Annotated in this window: 12 protein-coding genes and 1 other RNA gene; 4 read left to right on the top strand and 9 right to left on the bottom strand. The window is 32.5% G+C overall.

Annotated elements, in window-relative coordinates; genetic code table 11:
- Window positions 1-4: 4 nt before the first annotated feature.
- Window positions 5-979, bottom strand: a complete 975-nt coding sequence (locus ACXAHM_RS20240; RefSeq protein WP_474963916.1) for a polyprenyl synthetase family protein — start codon at window positions 977-979, stop codon at window positions 5-7.
- Window positions 980-983: 4 nt separating this feature from the next.
- Window positions 984-1,625: a 16S rRNA (guanine(527)-N(7))-methyltransferase RsmG gene (gene rsmG / locus ACXAHM_RS20235; RefSeq protein ID WP_474963972.1), complete on the bottom strand. Its 642-nt coding sequence runs from the start codon at window positions 1,623-1,625 to the stop codon at window positions 984-986.
- Window positions 1,626-2,086: 461 nt separating this feature from the next.
- Between rsmG and ACXAHM_RS20230 the strand changes: the two genes are divergently transcribed.
- A complete protein-coding gene (locus ACXAHM_RS20230; protein WP_474963912.1) occupies window positions 2,087-2,485 on the top strand; it encodes a hypothetical protein in 399 nt (132 codons plus the stop codon).
- Between the two features lie 141 nt (window positions 2,486-2,626).
- Here ACXAHM_RS20230 and ACXAHM_RS20225 read toward each other — a convergent pair whose 3' ends face one another.
- Both ACXAHM_RS20225 and ACXAHM_RS20220 read right to left on the bottom strand, forming a co-directional pair.
- Entirely contained in the window at window positions 2,627-2,992 is a 366-nt protein-coding gene (locus ACXAHM_RS20225; RefSeq protein ID WP_474963907.1) for a hypothetical protein, read from the bottom strand.
- 630 nt (window positions 2,993-3,622) lie between these two features.
- Window positions 3,623-4,051, bottom strand: coding sequence for a hypothetical protein (locus ACXAHM_RS20220; protein WP_474963903.1), 429 nt, complete (start codon window positions 4,049-4,051; stop codon window positions 3,623-3,625).
- Between the two features lie 221 nt (window positions 4,052-4,272).
- On the opposite strand from ACXAHM_RS20220, the gene ruvC reads away from it, so the two are divergent.
- The gene (gene ruvC, locus ACXAHM_RS20215) at window positions 4,273-4,842 is read left to right on the top strand and encodes a crossover junction endodeoxyribonuclease RuvC (RefSeq protein WP_474963968.1); all 570 of its coding nucleotides are present in this window, start codon (window positions 4,273-4,275) and stop codon (window positions 4,840-4,842) included.
- Here the strand turns inward: ruvC and ACXAHM_RS20210 are convergent, their stop codons facing one another.
- A complete protein-coding gene (locus ACXAHM_RS20210; protein WP_474963899.1) occupies window positions 4,843-6,813 on the bottom strand; it encodes an ATP-binding protein in 1,971 nt (656 codons plus the stop codon).
- Window positions 6,814-7,089: 276 nt separating this feature from the next.
- Between ACXAHM_RS20210 and ACXAHM_RS20205 the strand changes: the two genes are divergently transcribed.
- On the top strand, window positions 7,090-8,613 hold the full coding sequence (locus ACXAHM_RS20205) for a carboxypeptidase-like regulatory domain-containing protein (RefSeq protein WP_474963894.1): 1,524 nt from the start codon (window positions 7,090-7,092) through the stop codon (window positions 8,611-8,613).
- Window positions 8,614-8,636: 23 nt separating this feature from the next.
- Here ACXAHM_RS20205 and ACXAHM_RS20200 read toward each other — a convergent pair whose 3' ends face one another.
- Together ACXAHM_RS20200 and ACXAHM_RS20195 are read right to left on the bottom strand one after the other, a co-directional pair.
- Window positions 8,637-9,128 (bottom strand): hypothetical protein, encoded by a 492-nt coding sequence (locus ACXAHM_RS20200; RefSeq protein ID WP_474963890.1) that lies wholly within the window; start codon window positions 9,126-9,128, stop codon window positions 8,637-8,639.
- A 39-nt stretch (window positions 9,129-9,167) separates the two neighbouring features.
- Window positions 9,168-9,317: a hypothetical protein gene (locus ACXAHM_RS20195; protein WP_474963887.1), complete on the bottom strand. Its 150-nt coding sequence runs from the start codon at window positions 9,315-9,317 to the stop codon at window positions 9,168-9,170.
- Window positions 9,318-9,875: 558 nt separating this feature from the next.
- On the opposite strand from ACXAHM_RS20195, the gene ssrA reads away from it, so the two are divergent.
- Window positions 9,876-10,285, top strand: a transfer-messenger RNA (tmRNA) gene (gene ssrA / locus ACXAHM_RS20190).
- A 299-nt stretch (window positions 10,286-10,584) separates the two neighbouring features.
- Here the strand turns inward: ssrA and ACXAHM_RS20185 are convergent.
- Complete coding sequence (locus tag ACXAHM_RS20185) at window positions 10,585-12,384, bottom strand: hypothetical protein (protein ID WP_474963882.1); 1,800 nt, start codon at window positions 12,382-12,384, stop codon at window positions 10,585-10,587.
- Window positions 12,385-12,848: 464 nt separating this feature from the next.
- The gene (locus ACXAHM_RS20180) at window positions 12,849-13,718 is read right to left on the bottom strand and encodes a hypothetical protein (RefSeq protein ID WP_474963879.1); all 870 of its coding nucleotides are present in this window, start codon (window positions 13,716-13,718) and stop codon (window positions 12,849-12,851) included.
- Window positions 13,719-13,726 lie beyond the last annotated feature (8 nt).

Below are 13,726 nucleotides of genomic sequence, written 5' to 3'. Positions count from 1 at the left end.
CAACTTATTTCTTTCTTTCCACAACATAAGTAATTAACTCATGCATTGCTTGACGGTATTCAGAATCAGGAAGTTCATCTAAAATTGCTCTACCTTCAGCGATATACGCATGCATGGTTTTTTCAGCATATTCTAATCCTCCTGAATTTCTTACAAAATCAATAATTTCACGTACAACTTTTTGGTTGTTGTTTTGTGTTTTGATCTTAAAAATGATTTCTTTTCTTTTAATCCAGCTTGCATTGTTCAATGCATAGATTAATGGAAGAGTCATTTTTTTCTCTTTTATATCAATACCTAATGGTTTACCAATTTCATCAGTTCCGTAATCAAAAAGGTCATCTTTGATTTGGAAAGCGATACCGATTTTTTCACCCATTAGACGCATTCTTTCGACAATGTCTTTTGGAGCACCTGCAGAAGAGGCTCCAACAGCAGTACATGCGGCAATTAGGGTTGCTGTTTTTTGTCGTATAATTTCAAAATATACATCTTCAGTGATATCAAGTCGACGTGCTTTTTCAATTTGCATCAACTCTCCCTCACTCATTTCTCTTACAGCAGTGGATACATACTTTAAAAGTTCAAAATCTTCGTTTTCAACAGACAATAGTAAGCCTTTAGACAACAAATAATCTCCTACGAGTACAGCAGTTTTATTTTTCCATAATGCTTTGATAGAAAAAAATCCTCTTCTGTAATCTGCATCATCTACAACATCATCATGTACTAGAGTAGCAGTATGTAGTAATTCAATTAAAGCAGCACCTCTATATGTTTTATCGATAATCTCGCCCGTTGCTCCAGCAGTCAAAAACACCATGATTGGTCTCATCTGCTTTCCTTTACTCTTTACGATGTAGCTCATGATTCTATCAAGAAGTGCTACATCGCTTTTCATAAACTGGCGAAATTTCTTTTCAAACTCTTTCATTTGGTCCTGAACTGGACGCTGAAAATCCCCTAATACCTTCGGCATATTCTTATTTCTTCGTAACTGGAACGTAAGCTATTTTCTTTGTATCAAAGAATTCCTCTTCGTACAAATCTTTCATATCAAACAACTTGTACTTCTTTTTGTTTAGCTTAGAGAATTCCTCTGTAAGATCTCCTCCCTTTAAACAAATAATTCCATTGTTCATTTCGTGACCTTGTTGGAAAGCCACTTTAGAACGTACCCATCTTAGGAGCACATCTATCCTTGTTACTGCACGAGATACAACAAAGTCGTATTCACCATCCACTTTTTCAGCACGCATTTGTTCAGCTTTCACATTAGTCAAACCAATTGTTTTTGCAATTTCATTGACTACGTTAATCTTCTTCGCAATTGAATCCACTAAGTGAAATTTCACATCTGGGAACATAATTGCCAAAGGAATACCAGGAAATCCTCCACCCGTTCCAACATCTAAGATTTCAGTACCGGGTTTGAATTGGATTATTTTAGCGATGCTTAATGAATGAAGAACGTGACGTTCATATAAGTTATCAATATCTTTTCTTGAGATAACATTTACTTTTTCATTCCACTCAGCGTATAAATCTTTAAGTTGAGAGAATTGATGTTTTTGTACTGATGTTAAATCAGGAAAATATTTTTCGATAATATCTATTTGTGCCATAAATTTCTTTTTCACTTTTCTAAACCACCAAATTTAAGCATAATTAAAAGGTATCTTAAATTTATTGTTCGGTTTATCCCTAATATTTCTCAAAGCTACATTAATAATTGATGATCACATAGTAAAAATGACTCTCTTTGAATTAATTTTCCTTAATCGAATCTATAATTATACTTTTTTGATATTAAATGTAAAGGGATAGTGCAATATGTAAGGTTTATCACTTCAGTGCGACTTTTTTGATGACAACCTTTAGAAACTAACAACGAAATGAACTTTACCTTAGAATAATACAAACATAAAACTCGTGATCTGTTAATTTTTTAATTGATTTTCTTAAAAAAAAGTAGAAATACCACATCTATTCGTACATGAGAATTGAACAAAACAAAGATTATTAGTGTAGTAAGGGCAAATCATATGGAAAACTATCCCGTTAAATTTTTAAGCATATAATGAGTATGACCAACTTTACCACAGATCTAAATAGTAAGAAAAATACGCTTACAATAAGAATGAGAGGCTTTTTCCAGCCTGAGAAATTCATTGAGAGTATTGAAAGTACACTCAAAGATATTCAAGTAGCAAAACCGGAAATTATCTTATTAGATGCACGGTTTATTCAAAGTGGTTGGATGTCATCTAATCCTTGGTTGGTAAGTTGGTATTTACCAAAAATATTATTGTTAAAAGTAAAGCACTTTGGTGTCATCATCGAGGATGATTGTGACCCATTTACTCAATTCTCTATCATTAACCTTGAACATTTATTAGAGAATGAATCTAGTATCAAAATTAAATTATTTGAATCTCCAGAGGAAGCAGCTATTTGGAGCAGAGATAACTTAAAAGCAGCATAAAAGCATTTAAATTTTGGGTGGTTTATCACAGATTATTCTGTGTAGAGGGGTCTCTTTGGTCGGAGACTCCATTTTTTTTAACAGAAAAACCCTCATGGAAATTACTCCATAAGGGTTATTGCATTAATTCGCTCGGAAAAGTTATTTGTGAACTTCGTAATGGTTTTCCATTTTCAATGTTATACCATTCGAGTAATACACAATTGCATATTTTTTAGAACTTTTTCTGTAAACTTCTATTCTTTCAACTCTCTGATTTTCATGTGTTTTAAAAACTTGTTTTACATAGCCATCTTGTGTATTACAAGTGTCTATAAGTCTTAATTTATAAGTTTGTTGTGCGAATGCAAATACTTTATTAGTTGCAATCAATTGAATTTCTCCATTAATAACTTTTGGAGGTTTACCATCATGTCGATCAGTTGTTCTTCTTACTACACTGATGGTTTGGGCATTTATTGCAATGGCTGAGAATATAATTAATAAGGTCGTTAAGATTGTTTTCATAATAAAGAATTGATGCATATAAATTCTAGATATAAAAACTCCTTTTACGAAAAAAAGTATACGTTGATTATGAATTGTTTGATAAATAATCAGTGTATACTTCTTTATCTCAAGCAATTAACTCCTTAATTATTTCTTTATAGTTGACCTTAATTCCTTATTTACCACTATGATTAACCATGTAATAAAGAAAAAGATAAAACCATACATCAGAAGGTTTGTTTTGTCTGTATATTTTTGTGCTTGTGATTCATGCATAGCAATTTGAATAATTCTCAGATTGGCAATGGATAATCCAAATATCAACATAAACCTATATATTTTTTTCTTTGAGTTCATAGTAAAGGGCACGAAGGCAGTTAGGTTGAATAAATTTTCAATACGCAACCAAAGCATATTGAGAGTTAAGTAGTTACATTCAAGCTAACGATATACTATATAGGTTTGAGCGTAAATATTATTTAATCATAACAGAAAATGAATGGTTTCGGGATAAGATCATCAAGCTATGATGATCAAGGTCACTGAAATTATAGTGTAGTGACGATATTTATTTATTTCAAAAAGCTGAAGGAATAAAAAAACCGTAATAGATGACTATCACGGTTCTATATATCTTAATCGGATGGCTTAACGAAAAGCTTTATCAAAAAACTTATAATGCATACCGTCAGAGTATTCAAATTTGAAGAGTTTACATTTTGACTTTTCCCACCCGTAGTTTACAATTTGTTCAACAGGTTTATCAAACTTGTAAACGTTATCTTCCTCATCTTTATACCAATAATGGGTTGACGTTTGATCATACATTCTTAGTGATGAATTTACTTTTTCATCTCCTCCTATTTTTACTTGTATTTTAAAATGACCAACACTTATTTTCTCTAACATTAAGGTAGAAGTCACATTTTTCCTTTCCACTTTTTCGTCTCCATTTTCCTTTGCCTCTTTTCCTTTCATATTTTTTATTTCGACAGATTTAAAGTCATGAGTCATTGATTGACCTATTGCAAAGGATGAGAATAGTACAAATGAGAGAAATAGTATAATCTTTTTCATTGAATTCTAATTGGGTTAATTTATACACTAGAATTTACAACATTTTAAAGAAAAAAAGAAAGGTTTTATTTCCAAATAAATGAATGCAAGAGTCTGTTAATAAATAAAATACCCTTTTCTAATCAATTTTGAAATCACTTAAGTTGACATCCTATAACATTGTTAGGACTAGATAAAGAAAACAATTTGTATTTTTGCTTACGGAGAATAACATTCAAATGATGAATAAAGCAGTACAAGAAAAATTAGTATTAGGAATTGACCCTGGTACGCAGGTAATGGGGTATGGATTAATTTTAGCTAAAGGTCAAAAACTTACGCTAATACAATATGGCGTTATTCATCTCAAAAAATATGCTTCACATGCCTTAAAACTTCAGAAAATACATGAAAGAGTAACCTCCATTTTGGAAGAATATGCTCCTGATGAAGTGGCTTTGGAAGCTCCTTTTGTAGGACAAAATGTACAATCTGCGTTAAAATTGGGAAGGGCACAAGGTGTGGCGATGTCTGCCGCTTTGATGAGAGATATTCCCATTACAGAGTATGCTCCCAAGAAAGTAAAATCTGCAGTTACTGGAAATGGCAATGCTTCAAAAGAGCAAGTTTCTAATATGATAGAGAAGCTTTTGAAGTTCAAAATTGATGATGGAACAATGTTCGATGCTACCGATGCATTAGGCGTTGCAATTACTCATATCTTTCAAAATGGAGTCAATACTTCTAAAAAGAAATCATGGTCGAATTTTATTGCAGACAACCCCAATAGAGTATCAAAAATTAAAAAGTAATTAGTGTATCATACTTTTCTTTAGGTCTAAAGGGACATTAATGATAAACGAACTTCCTTTTCCCACTATACTTTGGCAAGTAATTTTACATTTCATCGCATCGATAAATTTCTTGGCAATACTTAATCCTAGACCGGTAGATGATTCTCCAGCAGTAGGTTTTGCCGAAAGACGTTGAAATTTACCAAACATTCTTTTTTGATCTGATTCAGAAATTCCTGGTCCATTATCTCTAATTTCCACTCTTGCTTCTGAATCATTATGCATTGAAACAATAACATTAATTTGTTCATTGTTAGGTGAAAATTTAATTGCATTACTCAGCAAGTTATCTAATACCTGCCTTACACCATTTGGATCAGCAAAAACAGCAATAGGTTTTAAATGTTGTATAATTTCAATACCTTTTCTTTTTGCTCGATGCTCACAATGTTCAACTACATTCTCTACAACCTCATCTAAATCAAAAGATTCAAATGTTAGGTTCATATGCCCTGCCTCAATTGCTTTTACATCTAGAATTCTAGTGATCATCTCATTCATTCTAAGTAATGCATTTTTTACTCCAGTAGCACATTCTTGATTATCACCATCTAGTTCACACTCTAAAATTTGAGATAATGAAAGTGCAGATGTTAATGGATTCCTCAAGTCATGGGCAACAACACCAATCAAATGATTTTTTTCTTCATTTAATTTATTCAACACTTCATTGTGTTCTTTCACTTCTTCATTTTTAAGTGCTAATTCTTTTTGTTGATGTTGCAATAGCTCATTGGCAGCCGTTAATCTCTTTGTTAATTCACGCTGTTTGAGACGTTCTTTAATAAAAATCATGATCACTCCTATCAACAAGAAAGAAATAATAAGAGAAGCTACAGTCAATACCAACTGCTTTTCCATTTTTGCTTCTTGTGCCTTTTTCTGTTCTATTAATAGGTTGTTTTGAGCTTCTTGTTGAGAGAATTTTACTTCATTTTCAAGCTGTGCTACTTCTCTCATTTTTTCTTGTGTGAAAACACTATCGTATAAATCGTGAGACTCTTTTTGATAACGGTAAGCTAATTTAAAATCACCTTTTCTTTCATAAATTTGAGACATCTGGAAAGCAGCCCCCATTAGTTCATGTTTTGCCTCTAAATCCAGTGCCATTTTATAACTTTTCATTGCATAATGTGTCGCAGAATCCAATCGATTTAACTCTAAATATAAACCGGCAATATTGGCTCCTACAGATGCAAGACCTCTCCTATCTTCATTTTTAGTCATTATACTATAGGCATCTTTATACGCTCTTAAACACTGCCCTATATCTCCTACTTCTCTAAAAACGATGGCAATATCATTATAAGAATAAGCCAATTCATTGGTTCTGTTTCCTTTTTTCCTAATCTCAATAGCCTTCTTATGATAAGAAAGTGATTTTGTATACATCTGCTTATAATACAACACGTTGGCTAGGTTGGAATAAACCAAAGCTCGCAAAGGTTCAGGTGAATTTGGTGTTAATAGTTTTAACCCTTTTTTATAATACTCATAAGCTTTATCATGTTCAGATTGCACTTCATAGGATTTTCCTAAATTCTGTAGGGATTGATTCCAAGCTGTTGAATCATTTAAACGCTCAGCAATACTTATCGATTCATAATAATCTTTCATGGCTTCACTATATTCCGCTTGGTAATAATGTGCCACTCCTTTTAGATGATGCGCTTTTTGTAAGCTTTTTTGTTTATCTAACTGAAGAGAAAACATGATTGCTTTATCTGCAAAATAGAGGGCAGAATCTTGATCCACTTGAATATAAAGTTGACTTAGGCGAAGAATATTTTTAATATAATCTTCATCCATTTCATGCATGGATAATTCATGTTTGAGACTATCTATTTTTACATTTCTAAGTTGTTGTAAAGATTGAGCAGATAGTTGCAAAGAGAGAACGAACGTAAATAATAGTATAAAGAGTTTCAAACCGTAGTAATATAATAGAGTAAGTAGATGTATAATCCAAGTTGGACTTCAATATATAAAGACAATGCTTATGGAGAAAGGTTGCGCTAAAAATAAATTAACTGTTTAATTTTTTTTATGTTAATTGTTAAAATACCCTTTCTGATATTTAGATAATATATAAAATTTAATTTACTTTCAGTAAATATTTATAAGAATAAACAAGTTCGCTCTTAACCATTTATGCCATAGTAGTGTCAAATTATAGAGCATAAATGTTTAAAAACTATAATCTATATGTCAACAAAAACTTTTATTACCTTATCCATTTTACTATTTATCTCCAATTACTCTTTTGGACAACAAATATTGTCCGGGTTAGTCATTGATGCGGATACCAAAGAACCTCTCCCTTTTACCAATATCTTATATCCTGTAGAAGGTGAAGGTACAGTATCCAATGCTGAAGGAACTTATATTATTAATTTATCAAACTTCGATCCTACAGATTCCATTTCATTTTCCTATGGTGGTTACACATCAGTAAGTTATTGTATTAAGGATATCAACAAACAAGAGACATTAAATATTAGTCTTGAACCGTTAATTATTAGCCTTGAAGAAGTAGTCATTACTGATAAAAATATAAAGGTCAAAGATATCATCAAGTTGGTAGAGGAAAATTATGAAAAAAATTATAAGAAAGATAGTGTCATGGAAGACATCTTTACACATTCTTTCTCTAAAACTAAAATGAATAAAGACAATCCTCTTACCGTAAAAAAGTCTAGTTTCGATGAGATAAGCCAAGTAAAAAACAAAGAAATATTAGACCGTTTACCGGATGAGTTCATCAATTACGTTGATGGTAGACATTCAATTTATACGTCAGATGGAAAAACAAAATTAAAGACACATAAAGCCATTTCATTAGAAGAAAGTTCTCTTGAAAAAATAAACGATGAGCTGGAAAGTACTTTTAAGTTTCTAGCTGAGGATATCGAAAGTACTTACAAAGAAAAAGATGTTTACTACAAAGTAAGAACAGGAATTATTGGAGGCAAATTGAATGATGATAGTGATGCAAAGGAAGATTCTGTTGAAATGGAACCTTCTAAAATGTTTGATTCTTTGAGTTATAACATTAAAACGATGTATGTAAAATCAAGTATCAATTCAATATTCGATAATGTTACAGACGTGGACAGTGATTATTTAGAATTTGTCTCAAAACCTGGGAAATATGACTATGAACTTGAAGGAGCAACAATGATAGATGAAGATGTTGCTTATAAAATATCATTTATCCCAAAAAACGGAGGTACATTTAAGGGAGTTATGTATGTCTCTTCTGAAACCTATGCAATTTTACAAATGAATGTAGAATACGCACCTGGAAAAAGAGGCAAACATATTCAATTATTAGGAATTGGCTATTCTGAAAATTATAAAAAAGCGAAGGTTATTTTTGAGAAATTTAAAAATTCGTACTACGTAAAATACATTTACCTACAAGAAGACATTTCATTTTCTGTTGAAAGAAATTTTGCCTTACTAAAAAAGAAAAAGCGTTTTATGTTCGATAAAACCTTAGAGGAGATCAAGATTAAAACAAACCTTCATATGACCTCATCCGACACGAAAGAATTACTCGTTTTACATAGAGAAGAGATCACTCCAAAACAGTTTGAAGATTTAAAAGAGCAAGATATTGTAAAAATCATGAAAGAAGTTACAAATTCAATTGCTTTATGGGACGGAGGTACTATGATTGCTCCTACTAAGGAAATGAAAGAATATCAGCGAAAAGAAGAATATTAAAGGAAAAGAAAACGCCCTATTGATTAGTTAATAAGGCGTTTTTTTATTTCGTATTCATACTTTCCATTATTGTTAAGATCAGTATAAATAATAGTATCTCCATTTTCACAAATGGATTCAACATATTCGTAAAATCCATCTTGATCTTTATCTTCATAGATCCCAGTATATCTATGTCCAAAATCATAACTATACACTATTTCATAAATTCCATTTTCATCTTTATCAATCATATCAGAAACAGGGCCTTTACCATTTGCATAGAGTAATCTTTTCTCATAATTATTATCAAAGTTTTCATCTGTGGCCTTTTCAAGAATATGAAAAGTATTTTTCTTTTTTATAGTATTTAAAGTGTAATCCCCATTCCATTCATAAAGGAAATTTTGATCCTCTTGATACCTTCCAAAATACATAAAATGTAAAACGATAAGTGTCATGATTAAGGCATAAACTCTTAGGCCCACTAAGCCATAGTTTGTTTTGTTTTGTTGTTTTTCTTCTGTGGTCTCCATCTTAAAAAATTTATATCTTAATCAAATATATGAAAACAATTATTCTTTTGTAAAAAAAGTACAATCAAGCTCTTCAAAAACACGATAATCCTTCTTCCACTCTTCCATTGGTTTTTGTTTGTTGATCTCTACCCTGCCTTTCCACCAATTGTTGTAAGATTCATAATATGGATTATTACATAATTTCAACGCTATTAATGCCTTTTCATGAGAATATTCTGAAGTAAAAATATCATGAAAATAAGATCTTCCTTCTTGATTTTCCTCTAAAGTTGGGAAAACCTTATCATTTACATCTTGAATACTTTGAAAGTTCTGTAAATAGTCAGCTATCTCTTATTCGATACTATGATAATACGCTTCAGGAGGTGTCTTTTTGGCAAAAAGGACTAAATGACTGAGAAATAAAAAAGAAAATAAGAGCGATAAACGTCTCATGATAGTTTGTATAGATTTAGTTTGCAATTCGTTAAGCATTCAGAAGTTTGTTGTACTCCTTCATTAGTTTTTGTCGATGCAATATACAATACAAATTTGATTGTCAGTAATTTAAACCAAAATAATCCTACAACTTTTTAATAATTACTTCTCCATATAGAAATTTCATAGCCTTCATTCCTACTACATACGTATCTTTATCCTCCTTTTCATTCAAGTAAACTCTTAAATAAGTACAAAAAAGTTTTGAAAATAAGTGGAATTCTCTACTTTTGTAGTCCGCTCATATGAGAGTGGCCAGTTAACATTGGGGTCGACTGGTTTTGACAGGTTGATATTTTGCAAGTATAAGCATGCAGGCTCATGGGATGAGAGCCTTGAAAGATAATTCCAAAATCTAGTTGGCAACAATTCGTTTGCTATGGCTGCCTAGTCTCCCTTAGGGTTGTAGACACATGGGCTTAAATGGTTGAACACGTATCGTGTTCCCGAGCTACATCGTCCTTTGCCTTGATCTTTGGGCGAAGAATCGGCGGTGCCGTAATCATTGATCTAGTCTGATTCCTGCTGTGGGATGAGGATGAAGCTTTAAGCAGATAAGGATATATTTTGGTTGTTTCCGGCGGGATATATTTCGAAAATTTAAGTGAAACTAAGCATGTAGAAGGCTTGACAGAGTACTTCTCTGGACGAGGGTTCGACTCCCTCCGACTCCACTAGAAACCCGCTTTACGTATACGTGAGGCGGGTTTTTCTGTTATTTGGGGTCAACTATGGTCATAACATAATTTTAATTTCAAACCTTCCCAATTCACACGAATTCCCTTTAATTTGAATTAAATAAGAAAGTTTTTATTCTCCTAATCTCTTTTCTAATGTGTTAAAATGAACAGAACAGTATTTTCCCGTTTTTTTCCCTCCAAAATTGAGTAATACTGTACAGAATTGTATTATCAAGAATTTCAACTTTGTATTCACTAAAACAAGCAAATTGTTAAAAGAGAGGATAAGAAATTTTCTATGATTCAATAGCAATAAATAATGGTTTCAATTTTTCTTTTAAATCGTATTTTGAAGGATCAAATTCTTTAAACACGACATCCTTCACTATTTCAGATCCTCCGATAAAAGGTAATTTTGTAACAGTTTTATGTTGCTTACCAAACATATGATACTTCTTTAGAATGGCTTGTTCTGCTAATGAAACATCTATCATTCTTCCTTCGAACTCATAGAGAGGTATAATTCTATATACACCATTATCTCTTTTACTCATAAACCTTTTCTTTGAGTTTTTCGAAGTTACTCCAACCTTCAATAATACCTCTCCTGTCAAGTAAGAGGTCACAATTACAAAATATAAAATTGCTTTTCGGTTGGGAGTCTTCTTGGCTTGAGAATGAAACCATCCTTGAAAAAGCCATTTCCCCTGCATGATATTTTCAGGAATGATAGTCACTTCACAATTCAATTCTTTAGAAAAGTATAATTGCTTTTTTGTCGCACCTTTCCATTTTTCTATTGGGGTTAATTCTCCTTTGCAAAAGTTGTCTACAAAGTATTTCTGTGGATCTACCAAACTGATAAAACTAATCCATCTATTGTTCATCACTTGAGAGGGCTTTACCCAAACTTCTGCATTCCATTCTTTGGAGAAATACCTTTGCTTTCTATCTACTCTCGTCCATGGATCAATGAGAGTTAAATCACCTCTTCCATAATTATCAATAAAATGTTGTTGAGGGTCAACTAAACTTGCATAGCTGATCCAACCACCTTGTATCATTTTATCTGGTGTAATAAATACTTCAGCCTTGTAGGAATTTGAAAAGTATTTTTGTCTTTTCATTGTTCCCTTCCATTTTTCAAGGGGAGTCAAATCGTTTCTTCCATAGTTATCCAAAAAGTACTGTTGCGGATCTACTAAACTGATAAAACTAATCCAGCTTCCATTGATAATCTTAGATGGAGTAACCCATACGGGAGCATTCCATTCCTTAGAAAAATATTTCTGTTTTGAAGTGGACTTTTTCCATGGATCTATTGGAGTCAGATCACCTCTACCATAGTTTTCCAAAAAGTACTGTTGGGGATTGACTAAACTGGTAAACGAGAGCCAATGTCCACAGGACATAATAGATGATGGGGTGATATAAACCTCTGTATTCCATTCTTTGGAGAAGTATATCTGTTTGTTATTGGTACCTTTCCATTTTTCTCTTGGAGATAAATCTCCTCTTCCATAATTTTTCAGGAAATACTCTTGGGGGTCTACTAGACTTTGGAATTTAATCCAATGTCCTCCTGACATTATGGAATCAGGTGTTATCCATACTTCAGCATTCCATTCTTTCGAAAAGTATTTTTGTTTTCTACTTACGCCTTGCCATGGATCTATTGGTGTTAAATCACTTTTACTAAAGTTATCTAAAAAATACTGTTGAGGATCTACTACATTTTTGATACTTAACCATCCTTCCTGAATTATACTATCAGGGGTAACCCATACTTCTGCATTGTACTTTTTAGAAAAATATTTCTGTCTCTTCATTGTACCTTTCCAATCATCTATTGGCATCAAATCACCCCTTCCGTACTTCTCTAGAAAGTACTTTTGAGGGTTTATCAGACTAATAAAGCTAACTGTATGTCCTTTGAGAAGAGAAGATGGTCTGGCGTAAACTTCAGCATTAAGTTTCTCTGAATAGGCCTTATGTTTATGCGATCTACCCTGATAAGGTTCCAATAAAAATAGCCTTAGTTTATTCACTGCTGATAATAGCTTTACATCTTTTATTGTATGATTAAAAGAGATCATAAAAGCATTTGATTAAAGGGTCAAACATTAATTTCAATGCCAAAATTGGGAGAAAGAAATCTGAATTAAATACACCTTTAACATATCAGCAAGTTGATTTAAGAGCTTTGTTTACTATTTAACTTTACTACCGAACCCTATCCATTCATTAATTTGGTTTGATGAAAATGGTTTATTCAAATTTTATAAAACTTCTCAAGATCAATCTCCTAAAATCATTTTTATAAATTGTCATTCTAATGGGTATATGAACCTACTATAAAAAACACCCCCACTCAATTATCAATGGGAAAGTACCCCCCTCTCCTTTATTTTAATACTATAAGTTAGACAGAGCATTCTTTAGGACTGTCATAAATTTTGTGGCAACTTTGCCACTATAAAAATGGCAAGATTTCTTTGGGTTTGTATACCTCTAAATGACCGGTTCTCCCGTTTGGAAAGTGAGCAGATGAGCTAAAGAATTAGTCGTAGAGCATAGAAATATTGGGACCAATGCCGACACTCCATGCTTCACTTAAGGGTAATTGTAGTGAAGGTGAATAGGTTACTTTTAAAGGGTCTTGCTGAGAGATCGTGACGGTATTCCCAATGTTTAAGGCTTTGGTTAACATTCCTATTCCTTCACCTAAAGACATATTTTGCATGTCTTTAAATTGCTCCAAGAGTTTTAAGTTGGGACTTTGGATTTCTTTTTGGGGATCAAAACCATTGGTATATTGCATGGCGACTTGATCTATTCCTTTTTTACCAAATCCTACTGTGACTCCTGCCACTATCCCCCAATCATTGTATTGGTAATGATAGTTGATATCAGTATGTAAAGTGATGATTTTGTCTTTCTTATTTTTCCATGCGTAACCTCCTCCCACACTGAAATAATTAGTATGAGCTTGCCATCCATGTCCTAAAGTCAACATTCCCTTTCTTTCTTCTCCCAATCTGTATTTTAGCTTGCTTTCTGCTAACCAACGCTCAGCGGTATCCAAATTCAATGAATCTGTATTGAAAGAGATATTTAACCCAAACAAGGCTTCTAATTCCCAACGTTTGTAACGGTAGCTTAGGCCTGTAGTTAGATATGGGGCAATACTCCAATTCTCGTTTAAGGCAATATCTCCTTCCTGCACTTTTGGATTAAAGGGCATTATTCCTAATCTACCACCCACAAAAGGAATCAATTGTGACACCTCTCCTATTTGAAACAAGCTGTCTTCCAATTGTTGTTGTTGGAGGGTAGCTTGATGCAGTTTTAGTTGGGAGAGTGAGGGGTAGGTTTGTGCCTGCAACACCTCTATTGAGAAAAATAATAGCAAGAAGAGAGTGTATCTCATTTTTTGAT

The sequence above is a fragment of the Flammeovirga sp. AWQ4_249 genome (assembly GCF_056161045.1).
The sequence above is the reverse complement of the archived record's forward strand: the minus strand, read 5'-3'. Positions and strand labels throughout refer to the sequence as shown.